This window comes from Rossellomorea sp. NS-SX7, from assembly GCF_052828565.1.
This window is the reverse complement of sequence record NZ_CM128249.1, coordinates 2,690,973-2,716,289: the sequence shown is the minus strand read 5'-3', so window position 1 is coordinate 2,716,289 and position 25,317 is coordinate 2,690,973. Positions and strand designations below refer to the sequence as shown.

23 protein-coding genes, 1 other RNA gene and 2 other annotated features (1 of these 26 cut by a window edge) are annotated in these 25,317 nt (G+C 44.3%); of the genes, 20 read left to right on the top strand and 4 right to left on the bottom strand.

Going from position 1 to position 25,317, the window contains the following annotated elements:
• Positions 1 to 50: 50 nt before the first annotated feature.
• Positions 51 to 1,805 (bottom strand): SH3 domain-containing protein, encoded by a 1,755-nt coding sequence (locus ACUXV2_RS13650; protein ID WP_446243732.1) that lies wholly within the window; start codon positions 1,803 to 1,805, stop codon positions 51 to 53.
• Between the two features lie 160 nt (positions 1,806 to 1,965).
• On the opposite strand from ACUXV2_RS13650, the gene ACUXV2_RS13645 reads away from it, so the two are divergent.
• The 5 genes from ACUXV2_RS13645 to ACUXV2_RS13625 all read left to right on the top strand — a co-directional run bounded on the left by ACUXV2_RS13645 (position 1,966) and on the right by ACUXV2_RS13625 (position 7,069).
• The gene (locus ACUXV2_RS13645) at positions 1,966 to 2,163 is read left to right on the top strand and encodes an RNA polymerase subunit sigma-70 (protein WP_446243731.1); all 198 of its coding nucleotides are present in this window, start codon (positions 1,966 to 1,968) and stop codon (positions 2,161 to 2,163) included.
• A gap of 76 nt (positions 2,164 to 2,239) precedes the next feature.
• Positions 2,240 to 2,469, top strand: a binding site (T-box leader).
• 74 nt (positions 2,470 to 2,543) lie between these two features.
• Positions 2,544 to 3,818 (top strand): histidine--tRNA ligase, encoded by a 1,275-nt coding sequence (hisS, locus tag ACUXV2_RS13640; RefSeq protein WP_446243730.1) that lies wholly within the window; start codon positions 2,544 to 2,546, stop codon positions 3,816 to 3,818.
• A gap of 38 nt (positions 3,819 to 3,856) precedes the next feature.
• On the top strand, positions 3,857 to 5,629 hold the full coding sequence (aspS, locus tag ACUXV2_RS13635) for an aspartate--tRNA ligase (protein ID WP_446243729.1): 1,773 nt from the start codon (positions 3,857 to 3,859) through the stop codon (positions 5,627 to 5,629).
• A 64-nt stretch (positions 5,630 to 5,693) separates the two neighbouring features.
• Positions 5,694 to 5,879: non-coding RNA, 6S RNA (gene ssrS, locus ACUXV2_RS13630), on the top strand.
• A 425-nt stretch (positions 5,880 to 6,304) separates the two neighbouring features.
• The gene (locus ACUXV2_RS13625; protein WP_446243728.1) at positions 6,305 to 7,069 is read left to right on the top strand and encodes a tRNA threonylcarbamoyladenosine dehydratase; all 765 of its coding nucleotides are present in this window, start codon (positions 6,305 to 6,307) and stop codon (positions 7,067 to 7,069) included.
• Positions 7,070 to 7,121: 52 nt separating this feature from the next.
• On the opposite strand, the gene ACUXV2_RS13620 is transcribed toward ACUXV2_RS13625, so the two are convergent.
• Complete coding sequence (locus ACUXV2_RS13620; protein ID WP_446243727.1) at positions 7,122 to 7,556, bottom strand: hypothetical protein; 435 nt, start codon at positions 7,554 to 7,556, stop codon at positions 7,122 to 7,124.
• Positions 7,557 to 7,704: 148 nt separating this feature from the next.
• Between ACUXV2_RS13620 and ACUXV2_RS13615 the strand changes: the two genes are divergently transcribed.
• The 5 genes from ACUXV2_RS13615 to ACUXV2_RS13595 are packed head-to-tail and all read left to right on the top strand — an operon-like array spanning position 7,705 to position 11,426.
• Positions 7,705 to 8,484, top strand: coding sequence for a hypothetical protein (locus ACUXV2_RS13615; RefSeq protein ID WP_446243726.1), 780 nt, complete (start codon positions 7,705 to 7,707; stop codon positions 8,482 to 8,484).
• 3 nt (positions 8,485 to 8,487) lie between these two features.
• Positions 8,488 to 8,853 carry a GntR family transcriptional regulator gene (locus tag ACUXV2_RS13610; protein ID WP_446243725.1) on the top strand — a complete coding sequence of 122 codons (366 nt, stop codon included), beginning with the start codon at positions 8,488 to 8,490 and terminating at the stop codon, positions 8,851 to 8,853.
• Between the two features lie 2 nt (positions 8,854 to 8,855).
• A complete protein-coding gene (locus tag ACUXV2_RS13605) occupies positions 8,856 to 9,563 on the top strand; it encodes an ABC transporter ATP-binding protein (protein WP_446243724.1) in 708 nt (235 codons plus the stop codon).
• Positions 9,560 to 10,486, top strand: a complete 927-nt coding sequence (locus ACUXV2_RS13600) for an ABC transporter ATP-binding protein (protein WP_446243723.1) — start codon at positions 9,560 to 9,562, stop codon at positions 10,484 to 10,486. Before ACUXV2_RS13605 ends, ACUXV2_RS13600 begins: the two co-directional genes overlap by 4 nt.
• Positions 10,479 to 11,426: an ABC transporter permease gene (locus tag ACUXV2_RS13595; RefSeq protein WP_446243722.1), complete on the top strand. Its 948-nt coding sequence runs from the start codon at positions 10,479 to 10,481 to the stop codon at positions 11,424 to 11,426. Before ACUXV2_RS13600 ends, ACUXV2_RS13595 begins: the two co-directional genes overlap by 8 nt.
• 106 nt (positions 11,427 to 11,532) lie before the next feature.
• On the opposite strand, the gene ACUXV2_RS13590 is transcribed toward ACUXV2_RS13595, so the two are convergent.
• Complete coding sequence (locus ACUXV2_RS13590; RefSeq protein WP_446243721.1) at positions 11,533 to 12,252, bottom strand: protein-glutamine gamma-glutamyltransferase; 720 nt, start codon at positions 12,250 to 12,252, stop codon at positions 11,533 to 11,535.
• A gap of 497 nt (positions 12,253 to 12,749) precedes the next feature.
• The gene (locus ACUXV2_RS13585; RefSeq protein ID WP_446243720.1) at positions 12,750 to 14,024 is read right to left on the bottom strand and encodes a replication-associated recombination protein A; all 1,275 of its coding nucleotides are present in this window, start codon (positions 14,022 to 14,024) and stop codon (positions 12,750 to 12,752) included.
• A 716-nt stretch (positions 14,025 to 14,740) separates the two neighbouring features.
• Between ACUXV2_RS13585 and cymR the strand changes: the two genes are divergently transcribed.
• From cymR to ACUXV2_RS13535, 10 genes are all read left to right on the top strand, one after another.
• A complete protein-coding gene (gene cymR / locus ACUXV2_RS13580) occupies positions 14,741 to 15,160 on the top strand; it encodes a cysteine metabolism transcriptional regulator CymR (RefSeq protein WP_175990924.1) in 420 nt (139 codons plus the stop codon).
• A gap of 14 nt (positions 15,161 to 15,174) precedes the next feature.
• Entirely contained in the window at positions 15,175 to 16,317 is a 1,143-nt protein-coding gene (locus tag ACUXV2_RS13575) for a cysteine desulfurase family protein (protein WP_446243719.1), read from the top strand.
• Between the two features lie 105 nt (positions 16,318 to 16,422).
• Positions 16,423 to 17,538 (top strand): tRNA 2-thiouridine(34) synthase MnmA, encoded by a 1,116-nt coding sequence (mnmA, locus tag ACUXV2_RS13570; protein WP_446243718.1) that lies wholly within the window; start codon positions 16,423 to 16,425, stop codon positions 17,536 to 17,538.
• Positions 17,539 to 17,704: 166 nt separating this feature from the next.
• Positions 17,705 to 18,376, top strand: coding sequence for a tetratricopeptide repeat protein (locus tag ACUXV2_RS13565; protein WP_446243717.1), 672 nt, complete (start codon positions 17,705 to 17,707; stop codon positions 18,374 to 18,376).
• Positions 18,377 to 18,394: 18 nt separating this feature from the next.
• Complete coding sequence (recD2, locus tag ACUXV2_RS13560; protein WP_446243716.1) at positions 18,395 to 20,794, top strand: SF1B family DNA helicase RecD2; 2,400 nt, start codon at positions 18,395 to 18,397, stop codon at positions 20,792 to 20,794.
• A 154-nt stretch (positions 20,795 to 20,948) separates the two neighbouring features.
• Positions 20,949 to 21,545 (top strand): biotin transporter BioY, encoded by a 597-nt coding sequence (locus ACUXV2_RS13555; protein ID WP_446243715.1) that lies wholly within the window; start codon positions 20,949 to 20,951, stop codon positions 21,543 to 21,545.
• 22 nt (positions 21,546 to 21,567) lie between these two features.
• Entirely contained in the window at positions 21,568 to 22,578 is a 1,011-nt protein-coding gene (gene bioB, locus ACUXV2_RS13550; protein WP_446243714.1) for a biotin synthase BioB, read from the top strand.
• Between the two features lie 969 nt (positions 22,579 to 23,547).
• The gene (locus tag ACUXV2_RS13545) at positions 23,548 to 23,733 is read left to right on the top strand and encodes a hypothetical protein (protein ID WP_071619022.1); all 186 of its coding nucleotides are present in this window, start codon (positions 23,548 to 23,550) and stop codon (positions 23,731 to 23,733) included.
• 15 nt (positions 23,734 to 23,748) lie between these two features.
• Positions 23,749 to 23,880, top strand: coding sequence for a YrzQ family protein (locus ACUXV2_RS13540; protein ID WP_446243713.1), 132 nt, complete (start codon positions 23,749 to 23,751; stop codon positions 23,878 to 23,880).
• 99 nt (positions 23,881 to 23,979) lie between these two features.
• The gene (locus tag ACUXV2_RS13535; protein ID WP_446243712.1) at positions 23,980 to 25,050 is read left to right on the top strand and encodes an AI-2E family transporter; all 1,071 of its coding nucleotides are present in this window, start codon (positions 23,980 to 23,982) and stop codon (positions 25,048 to 25,050) included.
• A 65-nt stretch (positions 25,051 to 25,115) separates the two neighbouring features.
• Positions 25,116 to 25,317 (top strand) — a binding site (T-box leader) (it continues 26 nt past the right edge of the window).

The window sequence follows — 25,317 nt, the reverse complement described above, 5'->3', positions numbered from 1 at the left end:
CCTGGAATAATGGGGCAGCTTTTTCGTTATTGTCTTTAGGACTTCATCTGTCAATTAGAGAAATAGTCATTCAGCCCATGATAGATCGCTGTTGCAGCCAAATCTTGATAATAATGAGAAGTCATATTGGCTTCTTCTGCTGGATTGCTTAAAAATCCTAATTCGAGCAGGATGGCAGCTTGTTTGTTTTCGCGGATGACATGATAATCACCTACCCGGACACCTCGGTCCCTTGAAGGAAGCCGGCTGGCCAGGCTCTCATGCACGTCATACGCCAAATCCTCTTGATAGCTTTTATTATAAAAAGTAGTATGGCCTGCGACACTGCTGTCGTAGATACTGTCGAAGTGGATCGAGATAAACGCATCTGAATCGTAATAATGTGACAGTGATACACGTGAAGGCAGTGACACATATTCATCGTTCTTCCTTGTGAGGACGACTTTTGCACCTGCGCTTTTAAGCTTATCTGCAAGAAGCTGTCCTGTTTTCATCGTAATCAGCTTTTCAAGCGTGCCCCTGGTACCGATCGTCCCACTGTCATGACCTCCGTGCCCAGGATCGATGACAATGACTTTATCACTTATTCCTCCACTTTTCTTTTTGGAGGGGGAAGACTCGGAACCGTTACTCGTACGTACGGATACAATCCATCCTGCTACATAAGCGGTACTCCCGTCTCCTAATTGGATTTCGTACCAGTCCCCTATTTTGTCAGTGACAGAATAGGTTTCTCCGCTGTTCGCCCGTTTGACGACCCCGGACTGAACATCTGCACTGCTTCTGATATTTGTCCCGTTGTGAAGGATGGTCACCTTTTCACCAGATTGTGAGGAGGAGGTGGGACTTTTCTGTTCTCCGGCTATCGTTTTTTGTACAAACCAACCGGCAACCCAACCAGTTTTACCATTGGAGAGCTTAATTTGAAACCAATTATTTTGTTCTGACAATATAGGGTAGGTCTCCCCTTTTGTAACCTTTCCGATCACGTTTCCGTTTAATGAAGCTTCACTTCTTACATTTAACGAATTCACGGTAATCTTCCCAGTGAAGTTGGAGGAAGGGGAAGGCGCTGCAGCCGAAGTACTCGATAATTCGACATAATTATCAGAGATCCAGCCTTTCGCATTTCCAAACTGAATTTCATACCACCCTGTGACACTGCCGGTTATCGATACAGTGTTTCCTCTATGGACTGCTCCGGCAATGGGGCTGCTCAGTGAAGGGGATTTTCTGACGTTTAGTGTTCCGGCAGTAATCACTCCCTGCTTCGCTTCCTGTTTTTTAGGGGAAGAAACAGTTGTACCTGTTTCTCCGATCCGGCTTACGTAGTCCGTATGGACCCATCCGCTCACATTCCCGGATTGTATGGACAGCCAGCTGCCGCTCGATTCAGATATGGCGACCTTGTCTCCTTTGTTAAGCACTGTGACGACCGCCTCGGACGTGCTCGGGCCTTTTCTTACCCGCAGTCCATTCGTACTTACGGTCCCCTGCTGCCCGCTTTCATCTGCAGACTCCCGAGATTCACGGGTGACGAGCCAATTAGCCACCCAGCCCTCACCGCTGCCTGTGGATATTTTGTACCATTCTTTCTTCGTCTCGACAATACTGAACTTCTGGTTTCTATGTACTTGTGTCAAGACAGGATAACTCAGACCTGGTCCTGTACGGACATTGAGGGTGGCCGTACTGATGGAGACTTTCCCTTCGTCGGCATGAACGTAGGAAACTGTCAACGATTGAAAAGGGAATATCAATAATAATGCCAGGATGACTGCTGTTATTCGTTTGATTGCCTTCACCACCTTCTGTAGATTTTTCTTACTTACTTTTTATCGGAAGTTTTGGAGGAACTTTTATTCCATCCGATGAAAATTCCCATTACCGTTTAATACGATAAAAAAATTAAAATTCCTCCATGAGGAAAGAAATTTGGGTAATTGGAAATGATAGAAGATATGAATGTTTGAAAGGATGGTCTGCATGAGGTCCAGTGATAAAAACTTTATGAGTACCAATGGAGAGAATCAGTTATTCGGAGTGAATTTTCATCATTTTGTAGAGCGGGAGAAAGATGCGATGAACGTTGAACTCGCTTCTGAATTCGGTCTTTCCTTAAGGGAAGTCAAGTTATTGAAAAAGAAAATGGAAAGATCATAATAAAAATTTCATGAAGCCTCTTGACATGAACTGGTGCCATACGTATCATTATAGAAATAAAATAACATTTAAAAATTTAAAACCGATGATCGAGAATAGTAACTAAGAGAACACTTGGATAAGAGAGGAAATGCCGCGGCTGAAAGCATTCTGCAAAGTGCCTTAGTGAATGAACACTCGGGAAGGTTTCGCTCTGAACGTATACTAGTAGGAGATGAACGTACCAGGCGTTAACTGGCTCAAGTGGAGGTCTATATAGATCTCAATTAGGGTGGCACCACGGGAATATAAGCTCTCGTCCCTTGTTTATTATGACAAGGGATCGAGGGCTTTTTTTATTTACATAAATTAGTTCATTTTCATTGAAGGAGGAATTTAACTTGTCCATTCAAATACCAAGAGGCACACAGGATATTCTGCCTGGAGATGTGGAAAAGTGGCAGTACGTAGAGGAAGTAGCGAAGAATCTATGTCATGCCTATCAATATAAAGAAATTCGCACACCGATTTTCGAATCGAGCGAACTATTTACAAGGGGTGTCGGCGATACGACGGACATCGTTCAAAAAGAAATGTATATGTTCGAAGACAGGGGAGGAAGAAGCCTTGCACTCCGCCCTGAAGGAACGGCATCTGTCGTAAGGTCTTTTGTTGGTAATAAGATGTTCGGGAATCCGAGCCAGCCGGTGAAGTTATACTATTCTGGACCAATGTTCCGCTACGAGCGGCCTCAGGCAGGACGCTACCGCCAGTTCGTTCAATTCGGCGTCGAAGCACTAGGGAGCCAGGATCCTGCCATTGATGCCGAAGTGCTTTCCCTGGCAATGGGCATCTACAAAGAATTAGGTTTGAAACAGTTAAAGCTCGTCATCAACAGCCTGGGGGATTCCGGAAGCCGAAATGCCCACAGAGAGGCTCTTATCAATCACTTTAAACCAAGAATCAACGAATTCTGCGGAGACTGCCAGAACAGACTGGAGAAGAACCCTTTACGTATACTTGATTGCAAGAAAGACCGTGATCACGAGTTGATGTCAACAGCCCCGTCAATCCTTGACTATTTAAATGATGAGTCAAAGGAATACTTTGAAAAAGTTCAGCGCTACCTGAAAGACATGGATGTGGAGTTCGAAGTGGACCCTACTCTCGTAAGAGGATTGGATTATTATAATCACACTGCCTTTGAAATCATGAGTAACGCTGAAGGTTTCGGAGCGATCACGACGCTTTGCGGAGGCGGTCGATACAATGGCCTTGTGGAAGAGGTAGGCGGACCTGAAACACCAGGGATCGGCTTTGCATTCAGTATAGAAAGACTGTTGTCCGCTTTGGAAGCGGAAGGAGTCGAACTTCCGATCGATGAGGGGATAGACCTCTTTATCGTGTCACTCGGTGATGAAGCGAAAGATTATGCAGTGAAGCTTCTTCACTCTGTGAGAAGAGAAGGGATATCTTCAGAGAAGGATTATCTTGACCGGAAACTGAAAGCCCAGTTCAAAGCAGCAGATCGTTCTCAAGCCAAATTTGTTGCCGTGATCGGAGACAATGAGTTGAAGGAAAATAAGATAAATCTAAAAGATATGGAAACAGGTGAACAAGAAGAAGTGAGCCTGGACCAGTTCGTCGATACCATAAAAGGGAAATTATCCAAATAGAAGATGCAGGATGATGATTCATCAAGGAGGAGAACGAAATGACAAAAAGAACAGCTTACTGCGGTGAAATAACAGAAGCATTCATCGGTAAAAAAGTGACCATCAAAGGATGGGTTCAAAAGAGAAGAGATTTAGGTGGATTGATTTTCATCGATCTAAGAGACAGAGAAGGGATTGTGCAGGCTGTTTTCAATCCGGATCTCTCAGAAGAAGCCCTTGCTCTTGCAGAGAAAATCCGTAATGAATATGTGTTAAGTATTACCGGTACGGTAGTCGAAAGAGGAGAAGGAACAGTCAACCCTAATTTGAAGACTGGTAAAGTCGAAATCCAGGTTGATAAGGTGGAGATCATAAATGAAGCGAAAACACCGCCATTCATGATTGATGACCAAATGGAAGTGTCGGAAGATGTCCGTTTGAAATACCGCTATATCGATCTTCGACGCTCTTCTATTGCCGACACCCTTAAAATGCGTCACAATGTCACGACATCGTTCCGTTCATTTTTAAACGATAACGGATTCTTGGATATTGAAACACCGATCTTGACAAAAAGCACTCCAGAAGGTGCGCGTGATTATCTAGTGCCAAGCCGTGTGCATCCAGGAGAATTCTATGCACTGCCTCAATCACCGCAGATCTTCAAACAATTGCTGATGGTTTCCGGATTCGACCGCTATTATCAAATTGTACGCTGTTTCCGTGATGAGGACCTTCGAGCAGACCGCCAGCCGGAGTTCACTCAGATCGATATGGAAATGAGTTTCATGGAGCTGGATGAAATCTTGGCCCTGGTCGAAGATATGATGAAAAAGCTTATGAATGACGCAAAAGGCATGAATATCGAAACACCATTTCCGCGTATGACGTATGATGACGCCATGAGCCGCTATGGTTCGGATAAGCCTGATACCCGCTTCGCAATGGAACTCATCGATGTTTCTGAAATCGTGAAGGACTCAGGTTTCAAGGTCTTCTCTGGTGCGATTGCATCCGGAGGACAGGTGAAGCTGATCAACGTGAAAGGAGCTGCATCTAAGTATTCACGAAAAGATATAGATGCATTGACTGAATTCGTTTCTCGTTACGGTGCAAAAGGACTTGCATGGCTGAAAGTTGAAGAAGAAGGCTTGAAAGGTCCGATTTCAAAATTTGTGACCGACGAAGATGCCTCTCAACTATCAGCTGCAGCTGAGGCAGAAGCTGGAGACTTGCTTCTATTCGTAGCTGATAAAAAATCTGTCGTTGCTGACGCATTGGGTGCTTTACGTTTGAAATTAGGAAAAGAGCTTAAACTGATTGATGAGAGTAAATTTAATTTCCTATGGGTAACGGATTGGCCATTGCTTGAGTTCGATGAAGAAGAAAACCGTTATTACGCAGCACATCATCCGTTCACGATGCCGGTCCGCGAAGATATCGAGAAATTCGATTCCAATCCTGCGGAAGTACGTGCTGAAGCATATGACCTTGTGCTGAACGGTTATGAACTTGGAGGGGGATCGCTTCGTATTTACGAACGCGACATCCAGGAGAAGATGTTCAACGTATTAGGTTTCTCCAAGGAAGAAGCTCAAGAGCAATTCGGATTCCTATTGGAAGCCTTCGAATACGGTACACCTCCTCATGGCGGTATCGCTCTGGGATTGGACCGCGTGGTTATGCTCCTTGCCGGCCGTACGAATTTACGTGACACCATTGCTTTCCCTAAAACAGCAAGTGCAAGCTGCTTGTTGACGGAAGCGCCTGGCAGCGTCAGTCAGGCTCAATTAAAGGAATTATCCCTATCACTTGACGTTGAGAATGAGTAAAAATTCCTAAGGGAAGTTCATTGAAAATTCAAAATTCTTATGGTATGATTTAAACAATCACAAACAAGTCCTGATGTGTACGACGTTAACCCTGATAGTTTTGACCGAACACTTAAAACTTTGGGAGCTTGTCGTTTCTGTTACGCGTTCATGCCTCTATGAGGACTAACAACTGGCAGAGCAAAGCACCCACCTGCCGAGAGCGGGTTCAAAACGAAGGAATCGCAGCGACGGCACGATTGGGACTTGTTTACTTTTATTGAAATAATCATATTTGAATAAAACCAGGCTAGTTCAAAGCCTGGTTTTTTTGTTGGACAATTTAGAAACGGGTTATTACGAATTTGGTTCGTGAGAAACCAATAATATAAAAAGCTTTATCCATGTAGGTTGTTGCTTACCTCTTTGAAAACACAGAGTGGATTGGAGCGGAAGGCATTTGACTCCGACGGGAAATGAGGAAAAGTCGAGACCCCGCAGGCGGTACGCCGAGGAGGCTCGACTTCCTCCCCGCGGAAAGCAAATGCCTGCAGCGGAAAGGAACGGTCTAAGTTTTAAAGATAAAGACTCTTAGAAACAACCGGCAGAAAAGATTTCAAGTTGATTTTCACCCTGCTTTCCTTTATTCTAATTCAGTATAAACCTAGTCGAATACTTATAATGGAGTTGATTGAATTGCTACACCAGTTCTCAAGAAATGAATTAGCGATCGGAAAGGAAGGCCTCAATACGCTGAAGAACAGTACCGTGGCGGTGCTCGGTATCGGCGGAGTGGGTTCCTTTGCGGCAGAAGCATTGGCACGTTCAGGTGTAGGACGTCTTGTATTGGTGGATAAAGATGATGTTGACATCACTAATGTTAACCGTCAAATCCATGCGCTGCTCTCTACAGTAGGCAAGCCCAAAGCCGATTTGATGCGCGATCGCATTAAAGATATAAACCCAGAGTGTGAAGTGATTTCACTGAAGATGTTCTACACGGAAGAAACGTATGAAGATTTCTTCAGTTACGGATTGGATTATGTGATTGATGCATCCGACACGATTTCTTATAAGATTCATTTAATGAAAGAATGTCTCAAGAGGGATATTCCTTTGATCGCAAGTATGGGTGCCGCAAACAAAACTGATCCAACCCGCTTCCAGATTGCCGATATCAGTAAAACGCATACGGATCCGATCGCTAAGGTCATCCGTACACGTTTGAAAAAAGAAGGAATCAAAAAAGGAGTAACCGTTGTATTCTCTGATGAGAGTCCGATTGTCATCCGCGAAGATGTAAGGAAGGAAGTAGGAAAAGAAGATGCTAAAATCAGAAAAGCTCAGCTTCCGCCGTCTTCGAATGCTTTTGTCCCTTCGGTGGCAGGGTTAATTGCAGCAAGCCATGTAATGAATCAATTATTAAAAGATATTGAAATCAAAAGAGTGAAAGATAAATAAAAGAGGTAGACCCGTCTGGAAAAAAGACGGGTCTTCTTTTTTGTGAAGGAGCTTAATGAATGACCGGTGCAGAAGGAGGCTCCTCATAATTTTCGGCTTCTTTGATGATTGACAACAATTGTTGCAGCTTCTCGTGTTTCCCCATGAGTGTTATATATCTTTCCTTTAACTGTTTCTGAACTTGGAGAAGCTCCCTCTTTTCTTTTTTCAACGACTCATTTTCTTGGGTTAGCGTTTCCGGCTGCTGCGTGTCGTTTAGAAACTGGATGCAATCCTGCAGTGTGATTAGGGAGTCGTTCATCTCTGATGGTTGTGTTTTCCTTATAGCATAATAACGGTGGGAGCAGGTGGCAGCTGAACGGTTTATTTTTGCAGCCACTTCCTTGAACGCTTCCTTCTTCGGAAGTCCCCGGTCCAAGTATGAGTGCACGGTGTTCATTAATAGCTTTTCTTCTGATTCTGTCCAGCTTTTTTTTGAAGAATTCATGATATCCCTTCCTGTATAAACTCTTTTTTATAGCTTTACACAACAGTTAAAATAAATGAACCCATTTTATGTAAAATGGATTGACTCACTAGAGTGTTTTAGTGTACTATCTAACTAGAACACTAAAACACTTTAGGGAGAGACGGATATGAACGCTTTTAAAGGACTTCTGTGGAAGGATTTGAAAACATCAAAAATTTGGTTTTACGGGTGGATTGCCATTATCTTATTTATTTACGCATTGGGCCTGATACTCGGCAGAGTGACAGGGGAACCGACTGTTGTGGTTGTGTTTGTCATTATGCTCGGGGTTTTCCATCTGGCCGTCATGCCGGTTATCCTTTTCTCCATGCTCAGGGTGGAAGGTAAGACACAGCTGTGGCTGCATAGTCCACAAAGCGGTTTTAAGCTGATCGCTCCCAAATTGATCATTGCCTTCATTTACTCAACCTTGTCTTTCTTATTGGTTGATATTCTTGGGGTCATCAGTATTGCGGGACTGCCGGATGCTGAGAACTTCTTTTCGTATTGGCCCTTTAAAGAAGGAATTCTTTTTAATCTTGGAATCACTGTTGCTGCGTTTGACTTTTCCATTTGGACCTTCTTTTTTTGGACTTTTTACCACGCACTAGGGAAATTCCCGGCGATTAAAAACATGAGATGGCTGTTCATCTTGGGATTCATCATTGTCTATCAGAGCAGTACAGCAATTTTGATGAGTGTCGGATGGGTTCAGAACCTTTTTGAAGTCTGGACGATCGATGTACCGGCAGGCTTTGCGTTTACAGCCGGGCAGGGAACTGCAGAGGCAGGGTTTTATAGTGAAGTCATCCCGTTTCCTATCCTTCCCTTTGCTTTTGAAGGACTTGTCATGATTACTTTATTTATCATTTCCTGCTGGTTATTAGACCGTAAAGTAGAGGTGTAAGGAATGACAGAAGAATATACAGCATCAAAACCGATATACGTACAAATAGCAGACCGCATCATCCGGGAAATCGTCAGAAATGAATTGAATCCGGGAGATAAGCTTCCCTCCGTCAGGGAGATGGCGATTCAATCAGGGGTAAATCCGAATACCATTCAACGTACGTACAGCGAATTAGAAAGGATGGATATCGTGGAGACAAGGAGAGGGCAGGGAACATTTGTAACGGAAAATCAAGAGATTCTATCTGTGCTGAATGAGAAAGTCCAAAGGGAAGTGGTGGAGCAATTCATCCGCAACATGAAAGAACTCGGTCTATCGCAGAAACAAATGATCGAAAGCCTTGAAAAGTATGGAGAGGGGGAATAGGCGTGATCCGGTTTCAAGAGGTGACAAAAAAATACGGTCATGGGACGGCACTTCAAAACACTACGATTCAGTTTGATAAAGGGAAGATATACGGATTACTGGGTCCGAATGGGAGCGGTAAATCAACGACATTAAAGATGATTGCAGGCCTGGTTATCCCGAGCAGCGGGACAGTGACAGTGAACGAACATAAAGTAACCAGAAAAATAGCGGACAAAGTGGCTTATTTGACAGAACTGGATATGTTCTACGAAGCTTTCACCGTTGAGGGGATGATTTCCTTCTATGCATCTCAGTTCTCAGATTTTGATTTGAATAAGGCATATGATCTGATCGGATTCATGGATCTGGATAAAAATAAAAAAATTAAACATTTATCCAAGGGAAATCGTGGAAGATTGAAACTTATTCTGACCCTTTCACGTAATACAGAGGTGCTTCTTTTGGATGAACCGTTTTCTGGTTTGGATCCGATGGTCAGGGATTCCATTGTGAAGAGCCTGATATCGTACGTGGATTTTGGAAATCAGACAGTCATCATTGCTACACACGAGATCGATGAAATCGAAGCAATCCTGGACGAAGCCTATATCATCCATAATGGGAAGATCGAAGGTCATTGCGAAGTGGAGAGGCTGAGGGAAGAAGAGGGATTATCAGTACTTCAATGGTTGAAAAAAACGACGGCTGGAGGGAGCGGAGAAGAATGAATACAATTGTGAAATTACAAAACGTGTCAAAAGTCATCAAGGGAAAAAGGATAATCGATGACCTGTCTTTCGATGTGTTTGAGGGAGAAGTATTTGGATTTCTTGGACCGAATGGAGCAGGTAAGACGACGACCATCAGAATGATCGTGGGATTGATGAGTATCACTGAAGGAGATGTTCTTATTTCTGGCAAGAGCATCAAAAGAGACTTTGAAGAGGCCATTGCTTCTGTGGGGGCAATCGTCGAGAATCCAGAACTTTATAAATTCATGTCCGGATACAAAAATCTGCAGCATTTTGCCCGGATGCAAAAAGGGATAACAGAAGAAAGAATCAAGGAAGTAGTCGAATTGGTCGGTTTATCTGATCGGATTCATGACAAAGTCAAGACGTATTCCCTGGGGATGAGACAGCGGTTGGGACTCGCACAGTGCCTGCTGCATAAACCGAAAATCCTCATTCTTGATGAGCCGACCAATGGGTTGGATCCAGCGGGTATCCGTGAAATTCGTGCCTACATACGAAAACTGGCACAAGAAGAAGGAATGGCTGTCATCGTATCAAGTCACCTGCTTTCTGAGATGGAAATGATGTGTGACCGCATCGGGATCATTCAAAAAGGAAAGCTTGTCGATGTTCAGACTGTGCGTGATTTTGTGGACGGGAAGGAGCTCGTCTATCAATTTGAAGTGAATGATGAGGAAAAGGCTCGGAGGGTCATGAACTCCTTTAACCCTTCCCTTGTATTCGAAGTGAAAAATAACAAGCTGCAAACAGGCATTACAAAAGAACAGGTGCCTCTCCTGATTAAAGCATTCGTGGAGAACGAAGTGGAAATATTCAGCGTTATGCAGGTTGCGAAGTCATTAGAGGACCGCTTTCTGGAAATCACAAATGAGAAGGGAGAGGTCTTGCATGCTTAATCTGATAAAGAACGAGTGGATGAAAATATTTAAGCGGGTAGGCACCTACGTCATGCTCGGCCTGTTGATCTTGGTCATTGGAATAGTTGGCGCATTTGAGAAATATGAGGATTCAAAAGTGAAAGAGTCTGATAACTGGAAACAGGAGCTATCCATGCAGATCGAGGGAGATAAACAAGCTCTATCCCAAGATGGAATGAATAAATTCAGTAAAAGCATGATCGAACAAAATATTGCCCTCAATGAGTACAGAATCGAAAACAATATAGCACCAAACTCAAAAGAAACGGTATGGACCTTTGTAGAAACAAATGGTTTTGCCGTGACGCTCGTCGGATTATTTGCGATCATCGTGGCAGCTGGTATTGTTGCAGGTGAATTTTCATGGGGGACGATCAAGCTGTTATTGATCCGCCCGATATCAAGGACAAAGATTTTGCTATCAAAATATATAACGGTCATCCTTTATGGGGCGACACTGCTTGGGATTCTTTTCGCTGTCTCATTCCTATTAGGTTTGATTCTATTCGGAGGAACAGGCCAATCCGTTCACCTTGCTTATATAGATGGTGAAGTGGTCGAGCAGAATATTGTTGGATACCTGATCAAAACCTATTTATTGAAATCGATTGATGTGACAATGATGGCCACGATGGCCTTCATGATTTCGACTGTTTTCAGAAGCTCTTCACTTGCAATCGGAATTTCTTTATTCCTGTTGTTCATGGGGGCAAACGCCACGGGATTGCTAGCCTTGAAGTTTGATTGGGCTAAATACAGCCTGTTTGCCAACACGGACCTGACGCAGTATACTGGTTTCAGCCAGCCGCTTGTAGAAGGGATGACCATGGGCTTCTCAATCACCATGCTGATCATTTACTTTGCCATCTTCCAGCTTCTTGCATTCTTCGTGTTCAGGAAGCGGGATGTAGCAGCTTAGAAAAGCGGCAGGGTTTGTCCTACTAGCAACAATGAGTCGGGCCTGCCTGATGGCGTTTTATCATATTCAACCAGAAAATGACGGTCTCTATAAAGACCGTCATTTTTTATGAGTACTTATATAGTTCAGTGAAATCAAGCCTGGTAGTCTGGTTTAACAGAAAAGCAGATTTGACTGCATTCATCTTACGTAATGTATTCAGCGCCTCGACCATTTTATCATGCGTGACGATTCCGATTCCATGCCCGAAATATTGGTCCTTTTCCAGGAGAACTGCATTTTCCCCCATCCAGATCGGGTCTTCATAATCCGGATTGGAAAAGTAAAACACGTCTCCCGGGATGTTATCGATCCCTTCGTATGTCACCATATACATAGCGTCGTTGAAGTTGTGTCCCCAAATGAGCATCGGTGAATACAAACGGTCAAAGTATTCCGGGCGTATCGTGTCGAGGATGGATTTATAGTAAATCAGGACAACAGTTGTCACACATTCAAAACTGTACAGGTAAGAATTTTCAAAAACATCCTTTATCGCTGCGGATGGGCGCCTTCCTGCCCGTAACCTGTATCCGTTCATCGTTTTTATCCAGTAGTAAGGGTTGAACGAAGAATTTGGAAAAGTGGCAAATGTAGCCGCACTGCTGTTTAGCAATCTGCTGTTCATGGTAATACGTTCTCTTACCTTTAATTCAAACGCAATCTCTTTCAGGTTGTTATACTCATAGCGGATTTTGCTTTTTTCAATTGCATTCAGGATCATGGATTCTGTAGGAGACAACCCTTTTAAACTGCTGGTTGAAGAGTCGTCTTTCAGTATGATCATCGGCATGACCTCCGCGGACTTTTTTATCAGTGTATGTGATAGTAGCCCGAGGGGGAACTTTTTTGAAAGGGGCTGGGCCAGGAGAGAAATTGTCGTTTTGCCGGAATTTTAATCATGATCGATGTGTTTGCAGTGGTATTGGCTGATTTTCTGGTGATTTTGGAAATGGATTTGATTTTTCTTTGAAGCAAGTAGATGAAGAAAGATGCTTTTGAGCTATTGGTAACGGCTTGATTGATTGTTTGAACCTCCTTTTGCACCGGTTTATGGATAATTGCTCCGCATTCCAGATGATTGCACCGAAATTAGCTTAATTGCACCGCATTCCAGATAAACGCACCGCTTTCAGCATAATCGCACCACTCCTCGAAGAAACTTCAGTTACCGAAAGATACTACCAACAGGAATCCAATCCAATGACCGACCCGAATCCATTTACCACCAATCGAAATACATAAAAAAAGCCAGACCCATATAAAGGCCTGGCTCAATCCCAACTATTTCATCTGTTTATTGATCTTATCATAAACCCCGGCGATGGCCTGCTCAAATTTTCCGGTCGTCTTAGGGGTGTAATACCGTGTATTCTTCAGCCGGTCGGGCAGATAGGTTTGCGGAACCCAGCCGGATTCGTAGTCATGAGGGTATTTATACTCTATCCCCCTGCCTAACTCACTTGCCCCTTTGTAATGGGCATCCTTCAGATGATCGGGAACTTCCCCGCTTTTTCCTTTTCGGATATCAGACAGTGCCGAGTCGATCGCTAGGATGGCCGAATTGGATTTCGGCGACAGGCAAAGCTCGATGATTGCGTTGGCCAAAGGAATCCGGGCTTCAGGGAATCCGATTTTTTCAGCTGTTTCAACTGCGGCCAAAGTTCGTGATCCTGCTGCCGGATTGGCCAGGCCGATATCTTCATAGGCGATGACGAGCAATCGTCGTGCAATACTAGGTAAATCACCTGCTTCTACCAATCTTCCTAAATAATGAAGTGCGGCATTTACATCGCTTCCCCGTATCGATTTCTGAAAAGCGCTCAATACGTCATAATGGGCATCTCCATCTTTATCATGGGAAAAGCTTTTCTTTTGCAGACATTCCTCTGCAATGCCCACATCTATGTGGATTGTTCCATCCGCATCAGGTGACGTCGACAAGACTGCCAGCTCCAAAGCATTCAAGGAGCTTCTCACATCACCGTTACTGCTGCTCGCAAAATGATGGACGGCTTCTGCGGATATGTCAAGGGAGTAGTCACCCAAGCCTCGTTCATTATCTTCTATCGCCCTGTAGATGGCGGTTTTCATTGCATCGACAGTAAGGGGCTTCAGTTCGAAAATCTGGCATCTGCTTCTGATCGCCGGGTTTATGGCGTGATATGGGTTGCTCGTTGTGGCACCGATTAAGGTGATCATCCCATTTTCCAGATAGGGGAGCAGAAAATCCTGCTTGCCTTTATCAAGACGATGGACTTCATCGAGCAGTAGAATCACTTTCCCCGACATTTTGGCTTCTTCTGCGACGATTTGTATATCCTTTTTATTATTCGTAACGGCGTTCAGTGTTTTGAATCTGTATTTCGTACTGCCGGCAATGGCGCTTGCAATCGATGTTTTACCGATTCCCGGAGGTCCGTATAAAATCATGGAAGAAAGCTGTTTAGCCTTTACCATCCGGTCGATGATTTTACCTTCTCCCACTAAATGCTGTTGACCGATGATCTCATCTATCGTTCTCGGCCTCATTTTAAAGGCCAGTGGTTTAATAGCCATATCAAATCTCTCCAAACTGGTGTTCTCGAGTACTTTTACTTTATCACAGGGTGAGTTTATTAGGAAATGATTCCGTCCGCAACCGAATCAAACGATCCTTTTCACAGTACATGATCGGATATGCTATAATAACTAGGGTTAATACGGATAATTCTATTAAATACCGCTTTTGATTTCCGTGGAAGACTTCGCTTTCCGCGGGCGAGCGGTGAGCCTCCTCATCGCTAAAGCTCCTGTGGGGTCTCACCAGTCTCGCTTTTCCCGCAGGAGTCTACGTCTTCCACTCCAATCAACAGCTGGAACCAGTTAAATACAAAAACAAATTTAAATGGAGCTATACTGATAAAGTAAGATTCTACCCTATGTGTAGAAAGTATTTTACACATTTTATAAGAAACACAGAGTGGATTGGAGCGGAAGGCACTTGACTCCGACGGGAAATAGAGGAAAAGTCGAGACTTGTCCAGCTCCGGCGGTTAGCCCCTCGAGGTCATAAGCTAAATGGTCCAAGAAGGCAAAGAACGCCTTCCCGGCCCATTCATCTTATGCTTGTCGGGGCTGTGCGAACCGCCTCCGCTTTTCTAACCCACAGGCGGAACGCCGAGGAGGCTCGACTTCCTCCCCGGGGAATCTTGTGCCTGCAGCGGAAAGGAACGGACCACTTATAATAAATACCATTATCAGCTAACTATAAGAACGTAAGAGGTGCAGGAATAATGAAGATATCTACTAAAGGCCGTTATGGCTTGACGATTATGATTGAATTGGCTAAACGTCACGGGGAAGGACCGACTTCTCTTAAAACAATCGCTCAGCAGCATGAACTTTCGGAACACTATCTCGAGCAGCTCGTTGCTCCGCTTCGCAACGGCGGGCTTGTAAGGAGTATCCGCGGGGCTTATGGAGGATATGTACTTGGGCATGAACCATCTGAAATCACTGCAGGTGATATCATCCGTATTCTCGAGGGTCCCATCAGTCCAGTCGAAGGAATCGAAGATGAAGAGCCCGCAAAGCGTGAATTGTGGATCCGTATACGTGATGCGGTTAAGGATGTATTGGATAATACAACGATAGAAGATTTAGCGAGTCATTCGGATGACGGCGAATCCGATGCGTATATGTTTTATATCTAGGAGGTGTATTGAAAATGGACAGAATATACATGGACCATGCCGCTACGTCTCCAATGGATGCTGATGTAATAGAAGAAATGACATCTGTTATGAAAGAGACGTTCGGGAACCCATCAAGTATTCATTCCTTTGGCCGTTCCGCCCGTCATCTTGTGGATGGGGCCCGTACGAAAATTGCCCACAGTCTGAAGGCGGATTATAATGACATCATTTTTACAAGCGGCGGAACAGAAGCAGATAATTTAGCCATCATCGGTACTGCACATGCAAACAAGTCTAAAGGGAAACATATCATCACAACTCAAATTGAGCATCATGCTGTTCTTCATGCATGTAACCATCTGGAAGGGCAAGGATTTGAAGTAACATACTTGCCTGTAGATGAAACAGGCAGAGTCTCATTGCATGATTTTGAAGATGCACTGCGTCCGGATACCATATTGGTTACCATTATGTATGGGAACAATGAAGTTGGAACCGTTCAACCAATTGCAGAGATAGGACAAGTCCTGAAAAATCATGATGCATACTTCCATACAGATGCTGTCCAGGCGTTTGGACTGCTGGATATGGATGTGAGCGAACTTGGTGTCGATATGCTTTCCGTTTCCGGCCATAAAATCAACGGTCCTAAAGGAGTCGGTTTCCTATACTGCCATAAGAACGTAAATCTTCAGCCCGGCTCTTTTGGCGGTGAGCAGGAGAGGAAGAGGCGTGCAGGGACAGAAAATGTTCCGGCCATTGCAGGATTGGGGAAAGCAGTCGAGATTGCGCAGGATTCATGCAGGGAGAAGCATGAAATCTACGATGGCTTCAAGAGTTTATTTAGAAAAACGCTGATGGAAAAAAATGTTGGATTCGATGAGAACGGATCTCTTGAGCACGGATTACCCCATGTGCTAAACTTAAGCTTCCCTGGAACAGACGTTGAATCGATGCTGATGAATCTCGATATGTCGGGCATAGCCGTTTCAAGCGGATCAGCCTGTACGGCAGGGTCGATCGAACCTTCCCACGTATTGGTTGCCATGTTCGGAACAGACTCTGATAGAACCAAGAATTCAATCCGGTTCAGCTTCGGCCTGGGGAATACAGAATCACAGATCGTACAAGCTGCAAACGAAGTTGCCAAAGTGGTTAAGAGACTTGTCTCTTAAACGCCTTGAATAGATAGAAAGAATAAGGCTCTGTTAAAGCATATCGTTGTTATCAATGGCTGTATGCAACAGAGCCGTGAACTAAGAAAGAAGGAGGTGGCGTAAATGAAAAAGGATCCAAAGGATACAAGGGTGGTCGTCGGAATGTCCGGTGGAGTGGATTCATCTGTAGCGGCTCTTCTGCTGAAAGAGCAAGGCTATGAAGTGATTGGCATCTTCATGAAAAACTGGGATGACACAGATGAAAATGGTGTCTGCACCGCGACGGAAGATTACAACGATGTCATTCGGGTATGTAATCAAATCGGAATCCCATACTACGCTGTCAATTTTGAGAAACAATATTGGGATAAGGTATTCACCTATTTCCTTGATGAATACAAAGCTGGAAGAACGCCTAATCCAGATGTGATGTGCAACAAAGAAATCAAGTTCAAAGCATTCCTCGAGCATGCGATGAAGCTTGGTGCCGACTACCTTGCAACGGGGCACTATGCCCAGGTTGAATACCGCGACGGAGAATATAAAATGCTCCGCGGTGTCGACAACAATAAAGATCAAACCTACTTCCTCAATCAGCTAGGACAGGAACAGCTTGAGAAAGTCATGTTTCCTCTCGGGGGAATCGATAAGAAGAAGGTGCGTGAAATCGCAAAAGAAGCAGGACTTGCGACGGCGTCCAAAAAGGACAGCACCGGAATATGCTTTATCGGTGAAAGGAATTTCAAGGACTTCCTAAGCAATTATCTGCCTGCTCAGCCCGGAAATATGGAAACGATGGATGGCAAGGTCATGGGTAAACATGATGGTTTGATGTATTATACGATCGGCCAGCGTCACGGTCTCGGTATTGGCGGTGCAGGAGATCCATGGTTCGCCATTGGAAAAGACCTGGAACGAAATGTGCTGTATGTCGGCCAAGGATTTGAAAATCCTGCATTGTATTCTGATTCGATTCTTGCAACGGATGTGCACTGGACATCCAATAGTGAAAAGCCATCAGAATTCAAATGCACGGCTAAATTCCGCTACCGTCAGGCAGACAATTCGGTTACCGTCATCCCTATTGGAAACGGGGAAGTCAAAGTGATCTTTGACGAGCCCCTCCGTGCGGTGACTCCGGGACAAGCAGTTGTCTTCTATGATGGTGACGAATGCCTCGGCGGCGGGACAATCGATACCATTTTCAAAGATGAGAAAAAATTGACATATGTCGGCTGATACCGGCCCATATGGAATAAAAAAGGACTGTGAAGAAGCGAGTAATGTATTCCTTCATCTCAGTCCTTTCTTTACGAGTATTTAGCTCTATTACTCTGTGTTATACTGAGTACAAATCATATATGGAAACCAGCTATATAATCATTACATAATAGAGGTGCTGAAAATGGACAAAAACTTAAAGGGAATCGAATTATTGCAAGAAGGGAAACTGGAGGATGCCGTCAAGCTATTCACGGAAGCAATTGAAGAAAATCCGAAAGACCCGGTCGGATACATCAACTTCGGGAATGTCCTCATGTCAGTAGGGGACAGCGACAAAGCAAAATCATTCTTCGAGAGAGCGATCTCGGTCGATGAAAATGCGGCGGCAGCATACTATTCACTTGGGAATTTGTTCTTTAATGAAGGAGATTACGATTCAGCGAAGAGTCAATTCGAGAAAGCAGTCAATAAAGGAATGGAAAATGCCGATGTGTACTTCATGCTCGGTGTAAGCCTTGTGAATCTTGAGCAGCCTAAATTTGCCGTACCTTATCTGCAAAGAAGTGTGGAATTGAATGAAGACGATATAGAAGCGCGTTTTCAATTAGGTTTAAGTCTTGCGCAGGCGGAAGCCTATGAAGAATCAATCGGTCAGCTTTCAAAGGTGATCGAAAAGGATCCTGAGCATGCAGACGCTTACTATAATCTAGGGGTGGCATATGCTGGCTATAAAGATGATGCTGATAAGGCATTGGAGTATTTTAATAAAGCAGTTGACATTCAGCCCGATCACATGCTGGCTGGATACGGGATCAAAATGATCGAAAAGATGAAGAACGAAAAGAGTGAATAGTTAGGGGGATCACAAGCCTTGAGCCAGCAAGATTCTATGAAGCTGTTTGGAGATGAAGAAATATATATTAAGGGCCGGCATCTTGTGACTATCTTTCATAATGAGGAAAACCTGTATACCGTTGTCAGGATCCGGGTGGATGAAACCAATCATTCCTATGAGGAAAAGGAAGCGGTCATAACAGGTCACTTCCCCCGCATCTATGAGGAAGAAACCTATGTGTTTTACGGACGTTTCCAAGAACATCCGAAATTCGGTATGCAATTCCACGCTAAACATTTCAAAAAAGAAATACCGCAAACAACACAAGGTGTCGTCCATTATCTTTCCAGTGACTTATTTAAAGGAATCGGTAAAAAAACAGCGGAGAAGATTGTAGAGCATATTGGTGAAAATGCCATTTCAAAAATCCTTGAGAATCCTGGTGTGTTGGACGAAGTCCCTAAACTTCCGCCAGATAAAGCCAAAAACATCTATGATACGCTGACTGAGCATCAAGGATTGGAACGGGTGATGATCGTACTGAATGATCTCGGTTTCGGACCGCAAATTTCCATGAAGGTCTATCAGGCGTACAAAGAGCAGGCACTGGAAATCATTCAGAACAACCCCTATAAACTTGTCGAAGATATTGAAGGAATTGGATTCACAAGGGCGGATGAGCTGGGCTCGAAAATCGGGATCACCGGCAGCCACCCCGACAGGATCAAGGCTGGGTGTCTATATACGCTTGAACAAGTATGCGTGAAGCAGGGCCATGTATATCTTGAAGCGGAAGAACTCATTGTGACGGTAAAGGAACTGCTTGAAAAGAGTCAGCCTGAAAAAATAGACTATACTGAGATATCCAGTCAATTGATTTCGCTTGAGGAAGAAAGCAAGGTGATTGGCGAAGGCTCCAAAGTGTATGTCCCTTCTTTATATTTCTCTGAAAAAGGGATTGTGACGAGCATCGAAAAAATATTGTCTCAAAAACAATATGAAGATCAATTTCCTCAATCTGAGTTTCTCCTGGCATTAGGCGCGCTGGAGGACCGGCTTGGGGTCCAGTATGCCCCTTCTCAGAGAGAAGCCATTGAAACAGCACTGATGTCTCCCATGCTGCTGCTGACCGGGGGACCGGGTACCGGAAAGACGACTGTCATCAACGGTATAGTTGAACTATTTGCAGATCTGCATGGTTGTTCTCTGGACCCAAAAGACTATAAAGATGAGCCATTCCCCGTATTGCTGACTGCTCCCACAGGCAGAGCGGCTAAACGTATGACCGAATCCACCGGTCTTCCTGCGATGACCATCCATCGCTTATTGGGCTGGAATGGACAGGAAGGCTTCCAAAGTGATGAGGAACGTGCGATAGAAGGAAAGCTCCTCATCGTCGACGAAGTATCCATGGTCGATACGTGGCTTGCCCATCAGCTGTTGAAAGCACTGCCGGATGACATTCAAGTGATCTTTGTAGGGGATGAAGATCAGCTGCCTTCAGTGGGGCCGGGTCAGGTATTAAAGGATATGCTCCGCTCCGGGGTCGTCCCAACGGTCAGACTGACGGATATTTACCGGCAGGAAGAAGGTTCCTCGATCATCGAGCTTGCTCATCATATGAAAAAAGGGAAGGTTCCTGCCGATCTGACAAAGCAGCAGAAAGACCGTTCCTTCTTCCCATGCCAGACGAATCAAATAGCTGAAGTCGTCCGGAAGGTAGTCGAAAACGCTAAGAAAAAAGGGTATACACCTAAGGATATACAGGTTCTTGCACCCATGTACAGGGGATCTGCGGGAATTGACAACCTGAATAAATTGCTTCAGGAAATCTTCAACAGCAATGATGGTTCGCGGAAAGAAATTTCCTTCGGGGATGTACATTACCGCATCGGCGATAAAGTACTGCAGCTAGTCAATCAGCCTGAAAATAATGTTTTCAATGGAGATATCGGAGAGATCGTCTCAATTTTCTATGCGAAAGAAAACACTGAAAAACAGGATATGATCATTGTCTCTTATGAAGGCAATGAAGTCACATACACCAGACAGGACTTAACCCAGATTACTCATGCCTATTGCTGTTCGATTCATAAATCACAAGGAAGTGAATTTCCGATTGTCATTTTGCCGGTCGTGAAAAGTTATTTCCGTATGCTGCGCAGGAACCTTCTATACACCGCAATCACGAGAAGTAAACAATTCCTTATCCTCTGTGGTGAAATTGAGGCCTTTAAGCTTGGAGTGGAAAGGGAAGACGATTTCATGCGTAAAACCACTCTGAGTGAAAAACTTTCCCTCACTATGGAGGCGGGAGATGGTGATGGAGATGGCGACGATGATATGAGCATGACTACGGCTGAAACATTGATGAAAGAAGATCCGATGATAGGGATGGATGGAACCACCCCTTATGATTTCATGGAAGTTGAATAATTGGTTTACCTGGTTAACAAAAAGCGGTTTGCTGTTTTTTGTTAACCTTTTTTATATCTTTTAAGTTAACCTTATTTATAAAACGGTTGACATTAAGTGGCGGTGAACGATATTCTTAAATAGTAATTAACTTTCAATTTGGGGGAAGAGAGAAATGAACAGAAAACTAAGAACCATTGATTTGACACTGGCTGCTATGTTTGTGGCACTCATGGCTGTAGGTGCTAACATCACATCCTTCGTACCATTCCTGGTCATCGGAGGAGTTCCCATCACTCTCCAAACGTTTTTCGCCATTTTGGCCGGAGCCATTTTAGGGAGTCGTATCGGAGCTATATCCATGACTGTCTATGCATTGGTCGGTTTAGTCGGGGTACCGGTGTTCGCACGATTCGGGGCAGGTTTATCCTCAATTGTCAGCCCGACATTCGGCTTCATCATTTCATTTATTTTCACTGCGTATATAACTGGTAAGATCGTTCAAAAACATAAAGGAATAAAAGGTTATGTCATTGCTGCATTGATCGGTATGGCCGTCAACTATATAGTCGGCACCAATTGGATGTATGCAGCCTACAAGCTTTGGGCCCAAGCTCCAGATGGCTTGACCTACGGATTGGTATGGTCCTGGATGCTTGTTCCACTTCCAAAGGATATTATTTTAGCGGTTTGCGCAGGAATCATGGCTCACAGATTGGAGAAATCAGTGCTTTCAAAGAGTACGTTCAGAAATATGAACCGCGCTGCATAATAACATTTTAGGGGGATATGTTATGAATAAATCATGGAAGAGTCTTGCTTTAGAAGTCCTTGAGGGGAAAGAAATCAGCGACGAGGAAGCATTATCAATATTACAAAGTCCGGACGAAGAACTATTGGTGCTCCTGGACAGTGCCTATCAAATCAGGAAACATTATTATGGCAATAAAGTGAAATTGAATATGATCATCAATACCAAATCAGGTCTTTGTCCTGAAAACTGCGGATACTGCTCGCAATCAATTGTATCAAAAGCGCCGATTGAGAAATATGCGATGATGGATAAGGATTCAATCGTAAAAGGTGCAGAGAAGGCTCACAATCTGAACGTGGGGACATACTGTATTGTTGCAAGCGGCCGCGGTCCTACAAACCGTGACGTTGATAAAGTGGTATCTGCAGTGAAAGAGATTAAGGAAAACTACAACATGAAGGTATGTGCCTGCCTGGGTCTGTTAAAAGAAGATCAGGCACAAAAACTGAAAGAAGCAGGCGTAGACCGTTACAATCATAATATCAATACATCTGAAAACCATCATGAGCAAATTACGACTTCCCATACATATGAAGATCGTGTGAATACGGTTGAAATGGCTAAAAAACAAGGGATTTCCCCATGCTCAGGCATCATAGTAGGCATGAAAGAAAGCTATCAGGATGTAGTGGATATGGCAAGAAGCCTGAAAGTGCTTGATGCAGATTCGATACCTGTCAACTTCCTGCATGCAATCGATGGAACGCCTCTTGAGGGGACGGATGAACTCGATCCAAGATATTGCTTAAAAGTACTTTGCCTCATGAGGTTCATCAACCCTACAAAGGAAATCAGGATCTCAGGCGGGCGTGAAGTGAATCTGCGCAGTCTGCAGCCTATGGGACTGTATGCTGCAAATTCAATCTTTGTCGGTGACTACCTGACAACAGCCGGGCAGCAGGAAACGGCCGATCACCAAATGCTCAAAGACCTCGGATTTGAAATCGACTACACGAACGAAATCACTGCTGAAGATTTAGTCAATCAATAAGAGTCTGCACATTTTTATATTCATGTAAAACGGGTGGAGCTTCGGTTTCGTCCGTTTTTTGTTATCCGATCTTCTTCATACCCAAGATATCTCTTTTAACACCGCTAATGATTTCCGTGCAAGACTTCGCTTTCCGCAGATGACCCGTGAGCCTCCTCGGCTTCGCCTGCGGGAAGAAAAGCGGAGGGGCTTTGAAGAGAGGCGGTTGGCATAAGGCGAATTGACCACGAAGGCGTTCTTTGCCTTCTTGGTCGATTTGACTTATGACATGTGCCTCTAAGCCCTGTAGCTGGACAAGTCTCACATTGGTCACTTCTCCCGCAGGAGTCTTCGTCTTGCACTCCAATCAACCGCTGGAACCGGTTCATACCAAAATTAATCTTTTTGTAGCATTCCTTATAAAGTCCAATTAGAAATTCAATCAATTCACTCGAGGGTAAGAGGTAGTTGGTCTAATCCATTAAGAACCTTTAGTGGAATGGAGCTGCAGGCACTTGACTCCGACGGGAAATAGAGGAAAAGTTGAGACCTGTCCAGCTCCGGCGGCTAGCCCCTCGAGGTCATAAGCTAAATGTGCCAGAAAGGCACAAAACGCCTTCCCGGCCCATTCATCTTATGCTTGTCGGGGCTGAGCGAGCCTCCTCCGCTTTTCTTGCCACAGGCGGGACGCCGAGGAGGCTCAACTTCCTCCCCGCGGAAAGCAAGTGCCTGCAGCGCAATGAAACGGGCTTTGTAATTCTTATACGACCATTTCAATACCGGGCTTATCGGAGAGAGAAATTCGAAGGATGGCACCAATGGAAAAAGTATCTCCTCATGAAATAAGGAAAATGTCTCACACTAAATAAGAACGGTGAGCGTACCGTTCAGGTGTGTTTCTTCTCGGACAGGTATATTTTTCACTCTGATTGGGCAGGATGGTAGGGAATAATCACCAGTTTCCCTGGTGCAATTGAGGTGAACCTTACCATGAAATGTCCAAACTGCCAGAGTAAAGATATAGGGAAAATCGGGATCAACCAATATTACTGTTGGGGATGCTTTATTGAGCTTTCCTTGTCAAAAGGAGTCATTCATACTCATCAGGTAGAAGAAGATGGATCGTTAAGCTCTTTAGACGACCTGTTCGATGAGGAAGACCGCCAATTAATCTAGGAAGAGGTGTCTTTCTTGAACAGAACGTTTGCATCGATTGTTGGTTTTGGAGCGGGAATCGCAGCATCCATTTATTCTCAACGATCAAATATGATGAATAGAAAACAAATGAAAAGACTTCGCAGACAAATGAAAAAAATGTTTTAACTTTTACTGACTCTCCACACAGGGGAGTCAGTTTTTATATTTATTGTATAAAAACCTGCCCCGATTTCTAACAATATACAATAAGAAGGAGGGGTGGCTGTGGAAACAAGAAATTATGCCAAGTGGTTGTACAGGCTGTCCATAGCTTTGGTCTGTGCCATTTTCCTATATATTCTCTTTTTGCTCAGGCCGGTCTGGCATCCGATTTTGGAGGTATTGATCATCTCCCTTCTTCCATTTATGATTGGAGGCTTCATCGCCTATTTGCTTCATCCTTTGGTGGAGAAGCTTCATGAAGCCGGCATACATCGCGGAATTGCCATCATGCTTATTTATATCCTGTTTTTCGGAGGCTTGGGGTATGGTCTTTACAAAGGAACCCCCGTCATCATTCATCAGTTGAGAGATCTATCGGAAAATGCCCCTATGTTCACCTCCCAGTACCAAAAGTGGCTTCATTTTATCCAAAGTGAAACATCGACTTGGCCGGATGGGATCCAGACACAATTGGATGAGAGAATTGAAGGGGTTGAAGGCTGGCTGACGGGTCTTGTTGCTGCGGCACTTTCCATTCTATTGAAACTGATGAACAGCCTGTTGATCATTGCCATCGTGCCTTTTGTATCATTTTATTTATTGAAGGATATTACCAAAGTGAAGAAATTCTTTTGGGAACTGACTCCTCGGCGATGGAGGCAAAGTGCGCTGAGATTCTCCCAGGATGTCGATGAGTCGCTCGGAGGCTATATCCGCGGGCAGCTTCTGGTCTGCCTAATCATCGGAGGACTCTCAGGAGGTGTACTTTGGTTTCTGGACATGAAGTACCCATTGATACTTGGTGTCATCATGGGGGTCACCAATGTCATTCCTTACTTCGGGCCGGTCATCGGGGCTGTCCCTGCAGTGATTGTAGCGAGCACTATATCGTTGAATATGATCCTCTATGTCGTCATATTGGTTGTGGTGTTGCAATTTCTGGAAGGAAACATATTATCTCCCCTGATTGTCGGGAAAAGCCTTCATATGCACCCTCTGTTCATCATGGGTGCCCTTATTGCCGGGGGAGAAATCGGTGGAGTCATCGGGATGATTGTGGCCGTTCCTGTCCTTGCAGTGGTAAAAGTGGCCATCTTACACGGAAGAACCCATTTTCTAAATGCAAAAAACTGATGGGATAACATTGACAAAAGGATTGAATATTTCTATAATCCAACATATACAATAAAGTTTACAAGATCAAAATGATGAAGGATCAAGTAGGTTATAGCCCATCTGAGTGCGGATGCACATAAGAGAGGAACTTCCACGGCTGAAAGAAGTTCCAGATGAAGGATGACCGAAAGCTAATCCAGAGTGCAGGAAAAACCCTGCCGTTGAACCGCGTTAAGGTGTATGAGGGGTGAATATAGGTTTTTTCATATTCACAACCAGGGTGGT